This is a genomic window from Catenuloplanes japonicus, from assembly GCF_000717135.1.
Lineage (GTDB): Bacteria > Actinomycetota > Actinomycetes > Mycobacteriales > Micromonosporaceae > Catenuloplanes > Catenuloplanes japonicus.
Genome location: NZ_JNXY01000001.1, coordinates 456204 through 475686 on the forward strand (window position 1 = coordinate 456204; position 19483 = coordinate 475686).

Consider the following 19483-nt stretch of genomic DNA (forward strand, 5'->3'; position numbering starts at 1 on the left):
TATCGCCCGACCACCGGACAGCGATCACGGATGTCGACGAGGGAGCAACGATGAGACGACGGACGGTTCTGGCGGGCGGCGCGGTGGCGGGCGCCGGCACGTTCCTCGCCGCGGAGCCCGCACAAGCCAAGACACAAAAGCCTCTGCGGGTACGGATCGTGCTGTTCGACGGCGTGGAGGAGCAGGACTTCATCGCGCCCCAGGAGGTGTTCTCGCTCGCCGGCTGGTACAGCGCGCGGCCGGTCGACACCGGCTACATGGTGCTCGGCCGGCCCCGGCTGATCACGGCCGCGTTCGGCACGGAGGTCAGGGTCGCGCGCGGCTGGCGGCCCGAGGAGGCGGACGTGATCGTGGTGCCGGGCGGCGGACGCCCCGGCGAGCCCGGCATCTGGGCGGAGATCGGCGGCGGCGCGCTGCCGAGGGCGCTGGCCGCGGCCCGCCGTCCGGGCCTGACCGTCACGTCGCTGTGCACCGGCGCGATCATCCTGGCCGCGGGCGGGCTGGTCACCGGCCGCCCGTGCACCACGCACACGGTCGCGAAGGCCGAGCTGGCCGCGCGCGGCGGCGTGGTGAAGAACGCGCGCGTGGTCGACGACGGTGACCTGGTCACGGCCGCCGGGATCACGTCCGGGATCGAGCTGGCGTTGCACCTGGTCGCGCGCGAGCTCGGCGCCGACGTCGCGATCAAGGTCGAGGAGGCGCTGGAGTACCAGGCCCGCGGCACGGTCTGGACCCGCTGATCCCCACCGACGAGCTGCACCGTCGGAGACACCGGCCGGCTCCACAGCGCGCCGGCCGGGTCCTGGCTGTGGGTGGTCGCGCGCGGCGGTCTCGCGCTCTGGCACAGCCGGGCGCGCCGCACGCTGCCGTCCACTGTGTTCTGCCGCGCTGGCCCGCGCAGGCGTGCCCGGAACCGCTCCGCAGGCGGCCTTACCCGGGCGCCGGAAGGTCAGTAGGCTCGGGCGGTGACCGAACCCGAGCCGCCCCGCCTGCTGCACAACCGCTTCGCGCAGGATGCGCGGGGTGTGAGCCGGATGCGGGCGGACGAGACGTGTTTCCGCCGCCGAGGGGAGCCGTCGTTCTTTCACGGGGAGCGGCAGGACACCTCGCTGCCCGGCTGGCGGCGGATGCTCGCGCTGATCGACGAGGCCGCCGCCGACGGCCGGGAGGTGTTCCGGCCGCTGGTCGAGCTGACGCCGGAGGAACGGCAGGACCTGGTCACGCTGCCGCCGGAGATCGCGCGGCTGACCCGTGTCACGCACCTGTCGCTGTACGGCAGCCCGCTCGTCCGGATCCCGCCGGAGATCGGCGCGATGGTGAGCCTGGAGACGTTCGAGCCGTACACGTCGCGCTCGCTGCACTGGTTCCCCTACGAGCTGACCCGCTGTCCGCGCCTGCGCCGCAGCACGGTGAGCACCCGTGGGCTCTACGGGAACTACAAGTTCCGGCCGCACTTCCCGCAGTTGCCGCCGGAGGGCACGCTGCCCACGGCGACCGGCCTCGACCCGCGCGTGTGGGGCGTCGAGCAGATCAGCGCCTGCAGCGTCTGCGCGGGCCCGATCGACCCGGCCCGTTTCCGCCAGGTCTGGATCTCGCTGGGGATCGCGACCGATGTGCTGCCACTGCTGGTCAACGCCTGCTCCGCCGCGTGCGTCGAGGCACTGCCGACCCCGCACCAGGGGTACGTCGAGCGCCCTCACCGGGGCGGCAAGTCGATCGTCCAGCCCGGACCGCGCTGACCGGGCGTCGAGGGCACCCGGCGCCTGAACGACCGCGGTTCTGCCGGACCACGGCGTCACCGGCTCCTCGCGTTGTGCGGAGCGCCGGCGGAGCCCGGCGCGAGGTCCGCCCGCGGGAGCGACTCTGTTGCCCATTCCGGTCATTGGATGACATATCCGGCATCAGGTGTTGGATCCCCGCGCGCAACGACTTCCCGGAACCTCGCCGCTCACGGCGCTCGTCGCGAATGGGCTACAGGGCCGGGAGCATGCTGACCGCCACCACGCCGGAAGCGGGAAATGTATTAGATCTTGATCTGGGTCGTCGCCTCCTGGCCGGTGCGGATTCCGGCGGCGGGGCACGGGCCGGGCCAAGCGGTTGATCTTGTGGTACCGCGGTGCCACAGCGGGAGGGCACCGCGGGTGGATGGCGTGACGGGGGCGGTTCCATAGCGTCGAGGCGTGATCGAAGTCTGTGCAGTGACGAAACGGTTCGGCCGGATCACCGCGGTCGAGGACGTGTCCTTCGGGCTGGATCCCGGGTCCGTCACCGGGTTCATCGGGCCCAACGGCGCCGGGAAGTCCACCACCATGCGGATGATGGTCGGGCTCGACCGGCCGACCTCCGGCACGTGCCTGGTCGGCGGGAAGCCCTACGGGAAGCTGGCGGCGCCGCTGCGGGTGGTGGGCAGCCTCATCGACCCGGAGGCGCCGCACGGCGGCCGCAGCGCGCGGAACCACCTCCGGGTGCTCGCGCGCACGCACGGGATCCCGGACCGCCGCGTGGACGAGGTGCTGGACGACGTGGGGCTGACGGGCGCGGCGCACCGGCGCGTGCGCGGCTTCTCGCTCGGGATGCGGCAGCGGCTCGGGCTCGCCGGCGCGCTGCTCGGGGACCCCGCGGTGCTGCTGCTCGACGAGCCGGCGAACGGGCTGGACCCCGACGGCATCATCTGGATCCGGACGCTGCTGCGGTCGCTGGCCGCGGAGGGCCGCACGGTCTTCGTCTCCAGCCACCTGATGAGCGAGCTCGCGCAGACGGCGCACCGCCTGATCGTGCTCGGACACGGCCGGGTGCTCGCGGACGACTCGGTCGACGCGCTGACCTCGCGGTACGGCGCCCGGCGCGGCCGCGTCCGCGCGGACCGGCCGGACGATCTGGAGGCGCTGCTGCGCCGGCACGACGCCGTGGTGACCCGGTTGCCGGACGGAGTGCTGGAGGTGACCGGGATGGAACCGGCCGGCATCGCCGTGCTCGCCCAGGGGATGGGCATCCTGCTGCTGGAGAACGGCGGCGTGCCGGCCTCGCTGGAGGACGCCTACCTGACGCTCACCCGGCGCGATGCGGAGGAGGTCCGATGAGGACCGACGACCGGCAGCGGCTGAGCCTGCCGCACCTGGTGTCCTCGGAGTGGCTGAAGCTGAGGTCGCTGCGATCGTTCTGGCTCGGCGCGGCCGGGGTGGTGGTCCTCACGGCCGCGGGCGCGCTGCTGCCGGCGATCTTCCTCACGGCGGACAACCCGCCGTCCGCGCAGGAGGCTCCGCAGGTGGTGTTCCAGTTCGGGTCGATGGGCGGGCAGATCGCGCTGCTCGTGATCGCGGTGCTCGCCATGACGTCGGAGTACTCGCGCGGCGCGATCCGGCTCACGTTCGCGGCCGCGCCGGCGCGCCTGCGGGTGATCGCGGCCAAGGCCGTGGTGGTCACGGCCGTGTCGGCGTCACTGGCGGTGCTGTCGCTGCCCGTCGCGTACGTCGTGTGCGTCCCGGCGCTGCGCGCGCTCGGGCTGCACCCCGCCGCGCGCGACGTGCTCGGCGGGTTCGCCGCGCACGTCGGATACCTGATCCTGGTGGCGTTGTTCGCGTTCGCGGTCGGTCTGGCGGTCCGCAGCACGGCCGCCGGCGTCGGCCTCGGCCTGGGCGTCGTCTTCGTGCTCCCGAGCGTGCTCGGCCTGCTGGGTGACGGTCTGCGGCGCCCGATCGAGGAGCTGGGCTTCACCCACGCGGCCCACGGCCTGTTCACCGGGCCGCTGCTCGCCGACGCGCTCACCGTCGCGGTCTGGCTGGCGGTGCCGTTCGTGCTTGGCGGACTGGCGCTGGTACGCCAGGATGCCTGATTGTGGGCGAATCAGCTGAGCCACCGCGCCTGCCGAGACCGGCAGGCGCGGTGCGCGCGTTCTGGGCCCGTCATCCCCGGCTGGTGGACTCACTGCTCGCCGCCCTCTGCTGGGTGTGGGTCTTCGACGACGCGGGCGGACTGCGCATACCGCAACCGGTCGAGGGTGCGTGGTGGACCGTCAACACCGTGGTGGCGGCCACCATGCTGATCCGCCGGTCACGGCCGTGGTGGGCCGTGCTGGCCGTCACCGCGGCCGGCACCCTGCTGAGTGACCACTTCGTCGGCGTCGCGCTCGCCTGCGCGCTCTACGCCCTCGCCGCCTACCGGCCCACCCGGGACGCGATGCTCGGCGCGGTGCTGGCCGTGACCGTCCTGGCCGCCGCGGTGGCCGTCAATCCCGGGCCGCGGTCGTGGCAGGACACGGCCGTCGCCTACACGGTGATCGCGGTGATCTCGGTGCTGCCCGGCCTGAACGTGCGGATCCGGCGGCGATATCTCCAGGCCCTTCTCGACCGTACGGAGCAGCTCGCCCGGGAGAAGGAGCAGGAGGGCAGGCTGGCCGCGGCCCGGGAACGCACGCGGATCGCCCACGACCTGCACGACATCGTGGCGCACAGCCTGACCGTGATGGTGCGGCTCGCCGACGGCGCGGCCGCGGTGGCCAGGACGGATCCGGCGCGCGCGGAGTCGGCCTCGGAGCGGATCGCCGGCGTCGGCCGTACCGCGATGGTGGACATGCGCCGGCTGCTCGGGGTGCTCCGCGACGGCCCGCCCGGCGAGGACGCGCGGCCGGCCCAGGATCTGGACACGCTGGTCGCCACGTTCCGCGGCGCCGGCCTGCCGGTCACGGTCGACCGGCAGGGCCCGGAGCCGGCGTCACCGAGCCTGCGCAACGCGATCTTCCGTACCGTGCAGGAGTCGCTGACCAACGCGCTGCGCTACGCCGACGGCGCGCAGAAGGTGCTGGTCGGCCTGGACTACCGGGCCGACCCGATTCTCGTCGAGGTCACCGACGACGGACAGGGTTCCGGACCGGCGTCGTCGGTGGGCGCACGGCAGGGCCTGATCGCACTGCGGGAGAGGATCTCGTTGTACGGCGGCACGGTCCTCGCCGGTCCCCGCGCGGAGCACGGATGGGCCGTGCACGTGACGCTGCCACAGCCGGACGAGGGAAGCTGATGGACGAGACGACGGTCCTTCTGGTCGACGATCAGGCCCTGGTGCGCGAGGGCATGGCGATGGTGCTCGGCCAGGAACCCGGCCTCCGGATCGTCGGGGAGGCCGGTGACGGCCGCGAGGGCGTCCGGCTCGCCCGCCTGCACCGGCCGGACGTGGTGCTGATGGACGTGCGGATGCCGGTGCTCGACGGCATCGGGGCGACCCGGGAGATCGTGGCGCAGGGCCCCGAGACCCGGGTGCTCATCCTGACCACCTTCGACCTGGACGAGTACGCCTTCGACGGTCTGCGTGCCGGGGCGAGCGGCTTCCTGCTCAAGGACGCGAGCTCGGCCGATCTGGTGCGCGCGGTGCGTACGGTGGCGGCCGGCGAGGCGGTGGTGTCCCCGCGGATCACCCGTACGCTGCTGGACCACTACCAGACCGGCCCCGCGAGCCCGCCGGAGAGCGCCCGCCTGCTGGAGGCGCTGACCGGACGGGAACGCGAGGTGCTCGTCGCCATCGCCGGCGGGCTGTCGAACCCGGAGATCGCCGCCGCGCTCTTTCTCTCCGAGTCGACGGTGAAGACCCACGTGGGCCGGGTCCTCGCCAAGCTGCAGGCCCGGGACCGGGTGCACGCGGTCATCTGGGCGCATCGGCACGGGCTGGCCTGATCAGGCCGGATCGCACACCGCGCCGGCCCGGGGTGGCGGCACGCCGTCGAGCAGGTAGCGGTCGACCTCGGGGCGGCAGGCGCCGTAGACGTAGGATCCGTGCCCGTTGCCCACACGGGTCAGCAGCCGGCCGTTCTCCAGCGCGGCGGCGGCGGACCGGCCCCACTCGTAGAGCGCCGCGGGGTCACCGGTGCCCGCGATCAGCACGATCGGCACCGAGCCGCGTGCGGTCACCGGATGCGGGCCGGCACCGCCCCCGTGCGGCCACTGTGGACACGGGGTGCCGGACATGACCTCCGGCCCGAACACCGGCCATTCCCGCGTCAGCGCGCGGGTGTCCGCCATGATCCGGGCCGCGTCGCGGTGGTCCGGCAGGTCCAGGCACTGGATCGCGTTGAAGTCGATGCGGGTGTCCGGGTCCGGTGCGATGACGCTGTGGTCACCGGCCCGCACGGCCGTGAACAGGCTGTCCAGTCCGGGAGCGCCGGACGGGTCGGACAGGTGCTCCTCGGTCAGGTTGACCAGCTGCAGCTGCTCGGCCGGTCGGCGATCGGCCGCCCTGAACAGTGCTGCCACCGCGGCCCGGCTCCGCGCCGGGGACAGTCCGTGGAACGGGCAGCCGGCCCGGTCGTCGCAGCCGCTCAGGTAGGCGTCCAGGCCCCGGCTCTCGCCCTTGGCCACGTCGGTGAGGAAGGCCCGGTTGTCCTGTGCCGGATCGACGACCGCGTCCAGCACCATGCGCGCGATCCGGGTGGGGAACAGGTCCGCGTACCGCAGGCCGAGGCGGGTGCCGTAGGAGCCGCCGTAGTACGACAGCTTCTCGTCGCCGAGCACGGCACGCAGCACGTCGAGGTCCCGGGCGGCGCTGACCGTGTCGACGTGATCGAAGAGCGGCCCGGACGCGGCCCGGCAGGCGCGCACCCACGTTCGTGTCGCCTGCTCCCGTGCGATCCGCTCGCGGAGGTCGTCCGGTGAGGGATCCGAGGCCAGGAAGGCCGCGTCGGCCTCGGCGGGGCAGCGCAGCGGCGAGGACTCGCCGACCCCGCGCGGATCGAAGCTGACCAGGTCGAACCCGTCGATCACCGGCCTGCTGAACAGGCGTGCCGCGAACTCCAGGAACGGCTTGCCGGGGCCGCCGGGGCCGCCCGGGTTCAGCAGCAGCGAGCCGCGGCCGGGCTCGGCGGCCCGGTGCCGGTGCACCCGCAGGGAGATCGTTTCGCCCGCGGGGTGTGACCAGTCCACCGGGACGGTGACGTCCGTGCAGTCCAGCACCAGCTCGTTGTCGTCGCAGGGTGTCCAGGTCAGCGTCTGCGTGTAGAAGACGCCGGTCCGGGCGGCGGCCGCGGCGGGCGCACCGGTGACGGCGGCCGCCGCCAGCAGCGTGCTCGCCAGCAGTGCCGCGGCGGCCCGTCGCCACGCGCGTTTCTTGGTTTCGATCATGTCTTCGACGCTACGGAGACGGCACGGCCGCGCCATCCACCCGCGGTGCCCTGCCGCCGTGGTACCCCGGTACCGGCTCAGGAACGGGTGACGGCGAAGAGTTCCAGGCGGGGCAGCGGGTTCCGCATGATCAACGGTGCGGACCGGGTCACAGCACCGGGACCAGCAGTAATTCGCCCGCGGCGAGCATGAGGGCGATCAGTGCGGCGGCCACGACGGCGCCGGCGAGCGGCAGCAGGATCAGGCCACCTGCGCCGTCGACGAGTCGCAGGCGCCAGCGGGGGAGCAGGGCCAACGGCAGACCGAGGAGCAGCACGATCAGGGCGAACGCGGAGGACGGCTGGTTGAGGTACAGGAGCGCCGATCCGACCGGGCGGGTCCATGTCCCCAGGTGAGGCAGCCAGCAAGCTGCGGCGACGACGAATATGGTGGGCGGCGCGGCGATCATGACCGCACCCAGCGCCGCCGAACCACGACAGGCGACCAGCACCACCAGCACGGCGAGGCCGGCGGCGACGGCGGCCCACGCGTCTCGTTCCGCTTGATGGATCGCCAGGCTGTCGAGCGGGCCGTGGGTCGCCCAGCGCAGCGCCGAAGCGGTGGTGGCTGACGCGAGGCAGAGCAGCGCGGTCCGGCCGGCATCGCGCACGGCCGGCCGGTCCGGCTTGCGCAGCACCATCAGGCCGACGGCGAGCGCCATACAGGTCAGTGCGGCAGCGGCGTTGGCGATCGTGAAGCGGGACAGCGCGGAGATCACGACCGCGCGGTACAGCGGGTCCGGTCCGGTTCCGAGGCTCCCGACCGTTCTCAGCAGGCCGATCCCCGCGCCGGACCAGAAGCCGCCGACGAAGACGGCAGCCGTGACCACGCCGGCCAGGACGCGTTCGGCACGGCGCAGCGGGCGGCCCGCGCGCCGCGTCGCGCACCACCGGGCGAGCGCGATGACCACGCCACCCGCGCCCATGACCAGTAGCGGCACGAACAGCAGCATGGCAGGGCGATTGTAGGTGTTACTCAGCGCGAGGTGGACGTCCCAGATCTGGGCTGCCGAGCCGATGACGAGGCCGGTGCCGAGTGCGAACAGTGCCGCCCTGAATCGCAATGGGCGGCCGTCCGCCGCCGCGGCGAACGCGGCGCGCCACACAGCCGTGCCCCAGGCGACGGCCAGTAGCAGCGCGGCGGGCGTCTCGACGAGCCGATTGGCGGCGACACCGAGGAGAGCGAGCCGGGAGTTGATGAAGACGTGGCTCAGGGCGCCGAGCGTCATCGCCGCGAGCAGGCCGGCGGCCAGGGCGTCCACCGGCCGCAGCCCGAGCGCGGAGCCGGGCGCGTGCAGCACGGCGATCCTGCGTTCCGGTCCCGGGTGCAGCGCGCGCACCCGGGACCAGGCGGTCAGGATCAGCCGCGTACTCCTGCCCGGGACGGCGCGGCGCAGCAGCGCGCCGAGCCCGTCCGTTCCCACGAACCGCACCGCCCGCAGATCCGCCTCGTGCTCGCGGGAGCGCAGCACGGACAGCGCCAGCAACCCGGCTACGGCCAGCAGGAACGCGACCCGCGCGAGATAGGTCCCCCAGTAGGGAATGAGCATCATGAAGATCAACGAGCTGGCGGCGTCGCCGATCGTCATCGGCAGCGGGCCGCCCAGTGCTGTCAGGAATGATCTGCCGTAGACGATCAGCGGTGCCGCCAGCAGCACCGGCGTCACGGCCCACCAGACGCCGCGGGTCAGCCAGACCAGCGTCACGTCCCCGGCGGCGATGTGTGCGAGCTCGTGCCGCAGCAGCGCGTCGGACTCCGCCATCGGCAGCCTCTTCGCACCGTGCGGCAACACGATGCGCAGCCCGGTCGGCAGCCGCACGGTGAAGGCCTCGCTCAGCCGCCAGTTGCCGAACACCACGCGCGGTGCCCGGCGAAGCCCGCCCTCGGCGGCCAGCGCCGCAGCCCGGGTCTGCCAGTCCGTGGATGCCGCACGCAGCGGACCGGCGCGGCGCGCCAGCAGGCATGGCAGCAGCGCCATCAGGATCAGCCCGAGCGCCAGGACCAGCACGGCACCGCTCAGCATGAACAGCAGGCGGCGGCGCTCCATCATGGACATGCAGTCCACGAAGGCCGGGAAGTCGGCGGCCTTGCCGAGCAGCGGGGCGCACCGGGCGTAGGCCTGCAACCACGGGCCCGCCTCCAGCTGGGCCGCCACGGAGTTACCGCCGAACGCGCCCGCCAGTACGAGCACGAGCACGAGCAGCGCGTAGCGGCCGCGGGCCGGTGAGGGCAGGGAGAGCGGATGCCAGTCAGCGGTCACTCCCGGCCGCCGCGGAGGCGGAGGGCGCCGATCACCGCCGCGCCCATGGTCTCGGCGCGGCCGCGGTCCAGGCCGTGGCGTTCGGCGGCGGCGACGACCTCGGCGTAGACGGCCGACTCCTCGTCGGCGTCCAGCGCCACGGCCGGGGACTGGCGGGTCATCAGCGCGGCCAGGCGTCGGCGGCCGGTGTCGCCGATCGTGGCGACGGTCCATTCGACCGCGCCGGTGACGGTGGCGGCGGCCAGGAAGGAGAGCACGGCGAGCAGTGCGGGGGAGACGGCGCTGAGGTCGACGCCCATGCCGACCGGCGCGCGGAGCGGGCGGGTGGCGAGCGCGCGGCCGCGGCGCAGTTCGGCGGCGACGTCGTCGAAGATCTCGAGCTCCGAGGGGTACGCGGCCGCCACCACCTCCCGGCCGAGCATCACCACCTCGTCGTGCTGCCCTTTGGTGCCCTGCCCGCCGCGTCGCCAAAAAGCCACAGTCGTACCCCACCGTCGTCCCGGACGTCCCTTGCCCGCCCAACGGGTGGGTTTCGCGGGTGGTGACGGCGTGTCGCCCACGCAGGGTCGCCCGTCCGTCCCAGGCGTTCCGGCCGGAATCACGAGGGGGAGCGGCAGGCCGAGTGCGGTGGCGGCTTCTTGCCGTTGGCCGGATCGGGTGCTGACCGGCCGTACCGTGGCAAGATTTTGATCTTGGTTTAGCGGGTGGGCAGGTGTTTGCGGTAGGCGGTGAGCAGGGCGAGCACGCACAGCAGGCCGATCGCGGTCACGGCGAGCAGCGGGCCGGTGGTGCCGAGCGTGCCGGCGGTCGCGGCCAGCAGCGTGGGGGTGAGGAAGCCGGTGTAGGCGATCGCGTAGAAGACGCCGGTCAGGCCGGCCAGATCGGACGGGCCGGCGATGCGCTGCACCTCGAGGATGCCGGAGACCATGCCGACGCCGATGCCGCAGCCCATCACCACGGCCACGCCCAGGCCGGCGATCCAGGACTGCAGGTGGTTCGCGGTCGCGGCCAGCGCGACGCCGACGGTGATCAGCGAGATCGCGATGACCAGGCCGCGCGCGCTGTCCATCCGGTCCAGGCGTTTGGCCCAGGGCTGGACCAGCGCGGACATGCCCAGCGCGATCACGGTGAGCAGCGTGGCGTAGGCGATGCCGACCGTGCCGGTGGTCTTCTCCAGCAGCACGGGAAGGTAGCCGTAGGCGAGGGACGGCGCGACGAACAGCCACGGCGCCGCGACCGCGACCACGCGCAGGAAACGGCGGTGACCGACGGCCGGCACGCGCAACCGGTCGCGCAGCGGGCCGGGCGAGCCGGCGGTCTCCGGCGCGCGCAGCACCAGCCAGGCGAACGGCAGCGTCAGCGCGACGTGGATCAGGTACGGCAGCTGCAGCGCCCACGGCCCCCACTGCGCGATCAGGCCCGCGACCAGCGCGCCCGTGGCCGAGCCGAGCGCGAATGAGGTGGTGGCCCGGCGCGCGCCCGAGCCGGCGTCCGCGCGCGGGTCGAACGGCGGCGCGGACAGTTCCTTGAGCCAGCTGGTGCCGACGCAGGTGGCGGTGCCGACCGCGATCCCGGCCAGGAACCGGCCTGTGCAGATCATGACCGGTCCGGAGCCGCCGCACGCGAGCGCGGTGCTGGCGGCCAGCGCGGCCAGCACGCCGCCGAACATGACCGGGCGGCGGCCGTAGCGGTCGGAGAGCGCGCCGCTGAGCAGGAACGCCGGGCCGAGGCCGAGCACGTAGACGCCGAGGAAGCCGTTGACCGCGAGCGCGGAGTAGTGCTCGCGCTGTTTGTAGAGCAGCAGCAGCGGGCTGAACTGGTTGCCGGCCCAGGTGGAGAAGAACATGACGGCGTAGACGGAGATCCAGGGGCGCGTGGCAGGGATCGCGATCGGGGCCGTGAGCGTCGCCGTCATGCGGGCGACGCTACGCCTTGTATGCATGGATGCATACAAGATGTGACTCTCCGCATTCCGGCCATGCGGCCTCCCGATCTTCGGAAGGCTGATAGCCGTGACCGAGAACCCCGCACGGCAGCTAGAGGACCTGTTCATCGGTGCGGTGCAGGCCGCGCGCACCCGCACCGGCCCGCCACCGGCCGAGCGCGCCGTCTTCCGCAAACTGCACGGCGCCGCGCACGGAGAGCTGATCCCGCGCCCGGACCTGCCCGCGCGGTGGCAGACCGGGATCTTCGCGGCCGCGCGGCTGACCGCCTGGGTGCGCTTCTCCAGCGACGCCGCGCCGACCGACCCGGACCTGGGCAGCACGCTCGGCATCGGGGTGAAGCTCTTCGGTGTGCCGGAGACGGACACCGCGGATCTGATCATGCAGAACGGGCCGCGGTTCTTCGTCGACGACGCGACCGAGATGGCCGCGTTCACCGAGGCCGGCGTGATCCGCCACGACTACCCGGGCTATCTGGACACGCACCCGGTCACCAGGGAGGTGCTGCACGAGCTGACCGCGCCGCGCGGCTCCGTGCTGACCAGCACGTACTGGGCGATCCTGCCGTTCCACCTGGGCGAGGACATCGTCAAGTACCGGCTGGAACCGCAGACCGCGCCGCAGGACGTGCCCGACGACGGCACCGACTACCTCGCCGTGGACCTGGCCTCCCGGCTCGCCCGCGACGAGTACCGCTTCACGCTCTCGGTCCAGCTGCGCACCGCGCCGGACCGGATGCCGCTCGACCAGGCGACCGTGCTCTGGCCCGAGGACCTCAGCGCGTACATGCCGATCGCGGACCTCGTGCTCGACCGCCAGGACGTCAACGCCCGCGGCCAGGCCGACTACGGGCAGGCGCTGGCGTTCAACATCGGCCGCGTCCCGCACGCGAACCGGCCCTGCGCGGAATCGTCGCTGGCACAGGCGAGGCAGACGGTCTACGCGGCCGGCGCACAGCTGCGCCACCTCGCCAACGGCCAGCCGATCGAGGACGCCGCCCAGCCGCGACCGGGCGAGCTGCCGGTGCAGACGCCGGACGAGACGATCGTCCAGGCCGTGATCCACCCCGCCATCGGCGTGGCCCGGGTCGGCTCCAGCGACGAGTACTTCCACGGGCCCGAGGTGCCGTACCCGGACCCGCTGCCGCAGGGCGGCTACCGCGACGGCACGAAGCGGCTCAAACGGCAGGCCGCACGGTTCCGGATCTACGGCGCCAACGCGCGCGGCGACCTGGTGCGCGAGCTGACCGGCGACGGCGACGGCGCGGACATCGCCTGGACGGTAGAGCTGGCCAACACCAAGGCCGCCTGGTACGGCTTCCAGCTCGCCCTGGACATCCCCGAGGCCGCCTACGCGCCGCCGACCACGCTGCGCAACCCGGACGTCGCCGACCGGGAGGCGCTGGCCATCCGGCCCGGACCCCGCACCGCGCACGGCCGCAGCGCCCCGGCCGCGCGCTTCGACGACGGCAGCTTCATGGGCACGAAGGTCTACCTCGGCGAGATCAGCACCGACGCCGGGCAGCGGCTGACCGTGCTGGGCGGGCACGGGCACTCGGCCAGCGCGTACGACCGGCCCGCGATCACGTTCGCCAACAACGAGGGCTGGCACGACGACGTCGCGGACGGGCCGGTCACCGCGACCGTCACCTGGCAGGGCACGGAGCTGCCCGTCGTACCGGCCTGGGTGGTCGTCGCGCCGCCCAACTACGGGCCGCAGCGCAAATCGGTCCGCACCATGTGGGACCTGATGCGCGACGTCGCCGTCACCGCCGGGACGCTGCCCGCGCCCGCCCGGCCCTCGTTCACCCACGACATCCTGCCGCTCTTCGAACGCCTGGCCGGCCTGCAGTGGGTCAACGCCGGCTACGCGGCCGGATTCGGCTGGCAGGGCACGTTCGACCTGACCACGCCGGACGTGCTCGCCCGGCTGTCCGACGCCGGACCGGCCACCCGCGAGCAGCGCCGCGTGATCGCCAACAACTTCCGCGACCTCGCCCGCGACGGCGCCTCGGCCGTGCCCTGGCCCTGGCAGTACGGCGACGCCATGGCCATCCCGCCCGCGCCCACGCCACGGCAGAACGCCGCGCTCAGCACCCTGCAGAAACGGATGCTCGACCAGTGGGCCACGGGCGAGTTCGTCGAGGACTGGGACCCGTCGGCCGCGCCGCCGCGCCGCATCGACGACGTACCCGTGGCGGAGCAGGGGGATCTGCTCACCCGGGCCGCGCTGGAGTTCTGCCTGGCCGACGCGTTCCACCCGGGCTGCGAGATGACCTGGCCGGTCCGGGCGGCCTCGATCTACCAGGCGCCGTTCCGGTTCAGGCACGCACCGGCGGACCTCGCCGAGCCGCCGCTGGGCGAGATCCTCACGCCGGACGCGGTGACGATCCCGGCCGGGCCGCTCTACGGGCAGGCACCCGGCGGGATCACCCGCTGGATGGCGGTGCCGTGGCAGACCGACACCAGCAGTTGCCGATCGGGGTACGAGTCGGCCTACGACCCGTACTCGCCGTCGTTCTGGCCGGCCAGGGTGCCGAACGAGGTGCTCTCACCGGCCAACTACGACATCGTCATGGACACCACCCGGCCGCTGGAGGAACGTCGCAAGGCGTTCGCCAACCGCGAGGCGTGGATCGAGCCGCTCGGGTCGGACAGCTACACCGCGCAGATCAACAACATGGTGCGCCACTTCGACTTCATGGCGGTGGTGGAGCCGCGGCCCGGTCCGGACGACGGGCACTTCCCGGAGACGGTGGAGGTCGCGGATCATGTGCATCCGGCTCTTCTTTCGCAGGGGCCCCGCCGCTCTGCCCGGGACGTCGACCTCTCGCGGATCGACCTGGTGAACCGGTTCCCCAACGGGCTGCCGCCGCAGGTGCGCTGAGCCGTGCCGCAGATCGACGTGGCGGTGATCGGGGCGGGGCCGGCCGGATGCGCCGCCGCCCTCACGGCGGCCGGGGCCGGGCTCGCCGTCACGCTGCTGGACAGCGTGGCGGTGCCCGGGTGGCGGATCGGGGACTCGCTGCCCGGCGCGGCGGCCCGCGTGCTGCGCGAAATCGGCGCCTGGGAACGGTTCGCGCGCGCCGGACATCTGCCGGCACCGCTCAAGGTCAGCCGGTGGGGTGCGGACGAGGCGGTGGCGCTCGACGCGTTCCGTGATCCGGACGGGGCGGGATGGTGTCTCGACCGGCCCCGGTTCGAGGCGGACCTGCGTGACGGCGCGCGGGAACGGGGTGTGCGGCTGCACAGCCCGGTGACGGTGCGGGGATACCGTCGCGAGGCGGACGGCTGGGAGCTGACCTGCGGTGACGGGTCGGTGATCCGGGCCGGGTTCGTGATCGACTGCGGCGGGGCACGGTCGGGGTTCCTGCGTCGTGAGCGCGGCCGGGTGGTGCTGGACCGGCTGGCCTGCGTGTATCAGCGCGTCCGCTCCCGCCCGGAGCAGGACCGGACGATCTACACACAGGCGGTGCCGGACGGCTGGTGGTACACGGCGCCGCTGCCGGGGCGGGGGCGGATCGTCGCGTTCCACACCGATCGGGACCTGCCGGCGCTGCGGGACGTGCGGCAGCGAGGGCCGGCGCGGGTGGCATCGTCGCTGCCGGGGCTCGGCGGCCTGGTCGACGGGGAACCGGAGGCGGCGGTGCGGGTGGGGACCGCATACACGGTGGCGCGCAGCGGGGCCGGGGCCGGGTGGGTGGCGGCCGGGGACAGCGCGATCAGTCTGGATCCGCTGTCGTCGCAGGGGATGTTCAATGCGCTGGTCACGGGCGTCGATGCCGGTCGCACGGCGGGTGCGGTGCTGGCGGGGGAGGACGATGCGGTGGCGGGCTACGGGGAGCGCCTCGGCCGGATCTGGCAGGCGTACCTGCGCCACCACGGGATGTACTACGGGATGGAACGACGCTGGGCCGCGGCACCGTTCTGGTCACGGCGGGTGCCTGTCCGCGGATCCGCCGGCTAGCGGTTCGCCGGTGCGCCAGCGGCCCCGCCTCCTCGCCCGCCGCCCGCAGCGCCGACCGCGTCGCCGTCACCGTCCGCTCGATCACCGGCCGCGCCACCTGCTCGAACTGTGGCCTCCCCAGCACCGCCTCGCGCTCCAGCAACGGCACGTACACCGCCGCGGACGCACCCCGCGACAGCATCTCCTTCGCGCCGCGTACCTCCTCGCGCAGCTGCCTCGCCGCCCGCCGATCCGCCGCCGAGACCGGCGTCAGCAGCCGCTCCCAGACCCCGTCCGCGCCCGGCATCGTGGCCGCGAGCACGCCCAGCACCGCCTCGTCCACGTCCAGCCCGCCGGCGTCCGGCAACCCTTCGGAAGCCACGACCACAAACCCCTCGGGGGTACGCGTGAGCGTCGTCGCGTCGAACGTGCCACCACCGAAGTCGTACACCACGGCCGCGCACCCGACCGGCACGTCATGCCCGGTCGCCGCCAGCCGTTGCGCCGCCGCCACCGGCTCCGCCACCAGCCGTGGCACCGCCATCCCCGCCCGCGCCGCCGCCCCGGTCAGCACGGCCCGCCGATGCGCGCCCCACGCGGCCGGATGCGTCAGCACCACGTCCCGCGCCGCCTCCCCGGGCGCCTCCGCCACCACCCGCGCCAGCACCGCCGCGACGATCTCCTCGACCGGCACCTCCCGCGCGCCGAGCAGCAGCACCCCGTCATCGACCCGGCGCTTCGGCCACGGCTCGAAAGCCTCCGCCCGGCTCGCCCCCCACTGCACCGCGTCCCGTCCGGTGTGGATCCGGTCCTCGGCCGCACAGACCGCGGACGGCAGCAGCGGAAACCCGTCGAACAGCAGCGCCCGCACCTCACCCTCCGGTGTGGACACCGCCGCCGCCGTGTTCGACGTCCCGAAGTCGATACTCAGCCCCACGGCACACAACATAGCGCCGCCCCCGCATCCGCACCGGCCGGCCGAGACCACTTTCGTGCTCCATAAGCGTCGCCCGAATGGATGAACTGCGGCCATGGCTTGCGTCGTCTCGCTATTCTCGGTGGCGCTGAATTGCGGTCCGGGAAGTCGGTGCCCGGCAATCACGAGACCGCTGGCCCGAGCTCGCCTCGCCCGTCGAACTCCGGACAGAGCAATACTGTGCCCGTCAGGCAGAATTGCCAGCTGGAACGTCTGCTGAAGAACGGCGATGCGGTGGACATCACTCGGTGCGAAATCGGCAATTCGGGACCGCTGAGATTTGATGAAGGAAAGCTTTTCTTCGCGGACGGGGTCGTCGGAATTCTCTCCAAGGGCGCCGGAACTGAGGAGAGTGACATATCCTGTGACACCGCATTCACCTACTCTGCCAACGGAGTGCCCGCACCGAATCCCATGACCGGAAAATCCCAGGCATGCCTCCGATGGGAAGGCGGAAAGCCGTACAAGAGGGGCATGGCGATCGCGCACGTGGAGGTCGGCGAGCTGAACCCATCCGGCCAGGTGCAGCTCAAGCTCTTCTACTGGGGCGCCGGCGCCTCCTGACCGTCATGGCCGGCGGCCACCCGGTCACAGAGAGAGAGCGGGCGGTAGGCCGGCGCGGCGTCGCAGCGTGTCACGCAACTCCACATCGTGGACCCTGCCGGTCATGCCGGCCGGAGGGCCGCATCCGGGTCGCCAAGGACCAGGGCGATCGCACCTACGCTGCTCCAGGACGGGTCCTGATCGCGGACGCAGGTCTCCAACTTCCCCACCAGGAGCAGCACGCGTTCGTCGACGGCCGGCATCGCACGCAGCGCCTCACAGACCGCGCGGCAGCGGGCGAGGTCGGTCGCGTCCGCCCGGACCATGTAGTCGGCACACCGCCCGCCCGCGGACTGATCAGCGTCGGCCCGCGACCAGCGCCACCAGGAACTGGCCGCCGCCCGCGTCGACGCTGGCGGTGACGGGCAATCCCGGCGTCAGGCGGGAGAAGCGGTCGACGAGCCAGTCCGCGGCGGCCTCGGCGTCCTTCCGGGCGGGGCTGCGGGCGACGATCTCGCGACCGCCCTTGCGCTCGAGGCGGTCGGCGACCGCGATGAGCGGGGCGGGCTCGATGACCTGGAGGCGGTCGGGCCAGGCGATGACGACCTTGACGGCGCCCTTGCGGGAGTTGCAGGCGCGGTGGGCGAGCCGCTCGGTGACCTTGGACTTGCGGTCGTTGGTGCGGCTGTCGACGCTGGGGCCGCGCGGGTCGTTGACCGACTTGTCCGCGTCGACCGGTTCGTCGCACACCCAGCAGCGCCAGTTGTCGCGGCTGCCCACGTCCTCAAGGAGACTCATCCGATCAAAATACCGGTTGCGGCCGCGGGCCGGCCTTCGCCATGATCTCCGGCATGACGTACTGACGGACTGACCTCCCCCATCGGCCCCCGCCGGCGAATCGCCCGGGTTGTGCCGTGCGTCCGCGTGTCTCCAGATCTTCGTGAAGTGAGCGCTACCTTGTCCAAGGCCAGTGTGTCCGTTTTTGCCTCCCCGTCGAGTTGGATCGAGTCCGATGCGCTCGATCAGTGCCACCAGGTGGCCGCGCTCGACGGGATGGTCCATGTCGCCGCCATGCCCGACCTGCATCCGGGCAAGGGCGCGCCGATCGGGGCGGCGATGTCGTCCCGGGTGCTGTATCCGCTGCTGGTGGGTTCGGACATCGGCTGCGGGATCGCGGTGTTCCCGATCAGGATCAAGCGCCCGGCGCCGGAGCGCCTGGCCACGAGGTTCCCGGATCTGGACAAGCCTCTCGACCCGGACGACGAACTTCTTCAAGATCAAGAAATTCCCATGGGGTACGGGGAGCAGCTCGCCACGGTCGGCCGTGGCAACCACTTCGTCGAGCTGGCCCGGGTGCGGACGGTCCACGACGAGGCCCACGCGGAGCGGCTCGGCCTGCGCGCGAAGGACCTGGTGCTGATCGTGCACAGCGGCTCGCGCGGCCTGGGCGAGCGGATCCTGCGCGCCCACACCGAGGAACACGGCGCCGGCCCGGCCGCGGACGTCGATGCCTACCTGACCGCGCACGACGCGGCCGTCCGCTGGGGCTCGCTCAACCGGCGGCTGATGGCGGCCCGGGTCGCGCGGGCGCTGGGCGCGCCGGCCGAGGAGCCGATCGTGGACGAGTGCCACAACTCCGTCACCCTGGTCGACGGCCGGTACCTGCACCGCAAGGGCGCGGCCAACGGCGACGGCCGGGACGTGCTGGTCGCCGGCACCCGCGGCACCGCCTCCTACCTGGTGGCGGCGCACGCGGGCGCGGACGCGAACTACTCGGTGGCGCACGGCGCGGGCCGCAAGATGTCCCGGTCCGACGCGCTGGTCCGCGGCAAGGCCAAGCACACCGTGGAAGAGCTGCGGCGTACCCCCGTGGGCTCTTATGTGGTCTGTGGCGACCGGCAGCTGCTCTTCGAGGAGGCGCCGACCGCCTACAAGAAGATCGAGCGGGTGATCGACGACCTGGTGGAGCACAAGCTGGCGACGCCGGTGGTCAGCACGCTGCCCGTGGTCACCTACAAGGTCGCGGACAAGGGCGGCCGGCGATGAACCTGCTGATCTCGGCCGGGCGCGGCCCGCAGGAGTGCGCGTGGGCGCTGTCGCACCTGGTCACGCGGCTGCTCCGGGCGGCCGCACGGGCCGGTGTGACCGTCGTGCGGGTCGAGGACGTGCCCGGTGAGCGGCCCGGCACGTTCCGGTCGGTGCTGCTGCGCATCGACGACGCGGCGTTCGCGGCGTCGTGGACCGGGACGCTGTGCTGGCAGGCCGCGTCACCGTATCGTGCGACGAGCCGGAAGAACTGGTACGTGATCGCGGCCCCGGTCTCCGGCGAGGCCGGCCGGACCGAGTTCCGCGAGTCCGACGTGGAGATCGTCCCGATCCGCACCGGCGGGCCGGGCGGGCAGCACCGGAACAAGGTCAGCTCCTCCGTCCGCGCGACCCACCGGCCGACCGGCATCGTGGTGGTCGCGGACGCGGAACGGAAGTTCGGGCTGAACCGGACGCTGGCGCTGCGCATGCTGCGGGAGCGGCTGGAGGCCGGCGACGCCGTGGCCGCGGAACGGGTGAGGACACAGCGCTGGGAGGTCCACGACGACCTGGTCCGCGGCGACCCGGTGCGGGTGGAAAGGCCGTAGCTTCGCCGTGAAGCCGTCCGGGACGCGATACGGTCAGGATC

Annotated in this window: 16 protein-coding genes and 1 pseudogene; 10 read left to right on the top strand and 7 right to left on the bottom strand. The window is 73.1% G+C overall.

Features of this window, described 5'->3' with window-relative positions; all coding sequences use genetic code 11:
- Positions 1–50: 50 nt before the first annotated feature.
- The 6 genes from OP04_RS02125 (at position 51) to OP04_RS02150 (ending at position 5663) form a co-directional block, all read left to right on the top strand.
- Positions 51–740, top strand: a complete 690-nt coding sequence (locus OP04_RS02125; protein WP_033337656.1) for a DJ-1/PfpI family protein — start codon at positions 51–53, stop codon at positions 738–740.
- A 225-nt stretch (positions 741–965) separates the two neighbouring features.
- Positions 966–1739: a hypothetical protein gene (locus OP04_RS02130; RefSeq protein ID WP_033337657.1), complete on the top strand. Its 774-nt coding sequence runs from the start codon at positions 966–968 to the stop codon at positions 1737–1739.
- A 441-nt stretch (positions 1740–2180) separates the two neighbouring features.
- Complete coding sequence (locus OP04_RS02135; protein ID WP_033337658.1) at positions 2181–3080, top strand: ATP-binding cassette domain-containing protein; 900 nt, start codon at positions 2181–2183, stop codon at positions 3078–3080.
- A complete protein-coding gene (locus tag OP04_RS02140; protein WP_033337659.1) occupies positions 3077–3832 on the top strand; it encodes an ABC transporter permease in 756 nt (251 codons plus the stop codon). The genes OP04_RS02135 and OP04_RS02140 overlap by 4 nt, the downstream gene beginning before the upstream one ends.
- A 50-nt stretch (positions 3833–3882) precedes the next feature.
- Positions 3883–5013 carry a sensor histidine kinase gene (locus OP04_RS02145; RefSeq protein WP_033337660.1) on the top strand — a complete coding sequence of 377 codons (1131 nt, stop codon included), beginning with the start codon at positions 3883–3885 and terminating at the stop codon, positions 5011–5013.
- A complete protein-coding gene (locus tag OP04_RS02150) occupies positions 5013–5663 on the top strand; it encodes a response regulator (RefSeq protein WP_033337661.1) in 651 nt (216 codons plus the stop codon). Before OP04_RS02145 ends, OP04_RS02150 begins: the two co-directional genes overlap by 1 nt.
- On the opposite strand, the gene OP04_RS02155 is transcribed toward OP04_RS02150, so the two are convergent.
- The 4 genes from OP04_RS02155 to OP04_RS02170 all read right to left on the bottom strand — a co-directional run bounded on the left by OP04_RS02155 (position 5664) and on the right by OP04_RS02170 (position 11317).
- Complete coding sequence (locus OP04_RS02155; protein ID WP_051796949.1) at positions 5664–7103, bottom strand: alpha/beta hydrolase; 1440 nt, start codon at positions 7101–7103, stop codon at positions 5664–5666. It lies immediately after the preceding gene.
- 148 nt (positions 7104–7251) lie between these two features.
- Entirely contained in the window at positions 7252–9402 is a 2151-nt protein-coding gene (locus tag OP04_RS02160; protein ID WP_033337662.1) for a M48 family metalloprotease, read from the bottom strand.
- Complete coding sequence (locus OP04_RS02165; RefSeq protein ID WP_157239128.1) at positions 9399–9881, bottom strand: hypothetical protein; 483 nt, start codon at positions 9879–9881, stop codon at positions 9399–9401. The genes OP04_RS02160 and OP04_RS02165 overlap by 4 nt, the downstream gene beginning before the upstream one ends.
- 218 nt (positions 9882–10099) lie before the next feature.
- On the bottom strand, positions 10100–11317 hold the full coding sequence (locus OP04_RS02170; protein WP_033337664.1) for an MFS transporter: 1218 nt from the start codon (positions 11315–11317) through the stop codon (positions 10100–10102).
- Positions 11318–11414: 97 nt separating this feature from the next.
- On the opposite strand from OP04_RS02170, the gene OP04_RS02175 reads away from it, so the two are divergent.
- Together OP04_RS02175 and OP04_RS55400 are read left to right on the top strand one after the other, a co-directional pair.
- Positions 11415–14231 (top strand): LodA/GoxA family CTQ-dependent oxidase, encoded by a 2817-nt coding sequence (locus tag OP04_RS02175; protein WP_198153655.1) that lies wholly within the window; start codon positions 11415–11417, stop codon positions 14229–14231.
- 3 nt (positions 14232–14234) lie between these two features.
- Entirely contained in the window at positions 14235–15311 is a 1077-nt protein-coding gene (locus tag OP04_RS55400; RefSeq protein WP_051796952.1) for an NAD(P)/FAD-dependent oxidoreductase, read from the top strand.
- Between the two features lie 46 nt (positions 15312–15357).
- Here OP04_RS55400 and OP04_RS51345 read toward each other — a convergent pair.
- The 3 genes and pseudogenes from OP04_RS51345 to OP04_RS02195 all read right to left on the bottom strand — a co-directional run.
- Positions 15358–16323 (bottom strand): annotated as a pseudogene (locus tag OP04_RS51345) (Hsp70 family protein); the annotation flags it as partial.
- Between the two features lie 608 nt (positions 16324–16931).
- Complete coding sequence (locus OP04_RS02190; RefSeq protein ID WP_033337667.1) at positions 16932–17135, bottom strand: hypothetical protein; 204 nt, start codon at positions 17133–17135, stop codon at positions 16932–16934.
- Between the two features lie 31 nt (positions 17136–17166).
- Complete coding sequence (locus OP04_RS02195; protein ID WP_033337668.1) at positions 17167–17607, bottom strand: hypothetical protein; 441 nt, start codon at positions 17605–17607, stop codon at positions 17167–17169.
- 147 nt (positions 17608–17754) lie between these two features.
- Between OP04_RS02195 and OP04_RS02200 the strand changes: the two genes are divergently transcribed.
- Both OP04_RS02200 and prfH read left to right on the top strand, forming a co-directional pair.
- Positions 17755–18855 carry an RNA ligase RtcB family protein gene (locus tag OP04_RS02200; protein ID WP_033337669.1) on the top strand — a complete coding sequence of 367 codons (1101 nt, stop codon included), beginning with the start codon at positions 17755–17757 and terminating at the stop codon, positions 18853–18855.
- Positions 18852–19442, top strand: coding sequence for a peptide chain release factor H (prfH, locus tag OP04_RS02205; protein WP_033337670.1), 591 nt, complete (start codon positions 18852–18854; stop codon positions 19440–19442). The genes OP04_RS02200 and prfH overlap by 4 nt, the downstream gene beginning before the upstream one ends.
- Positions 19443–19483 lie beyond the last annotated feature (41 nt).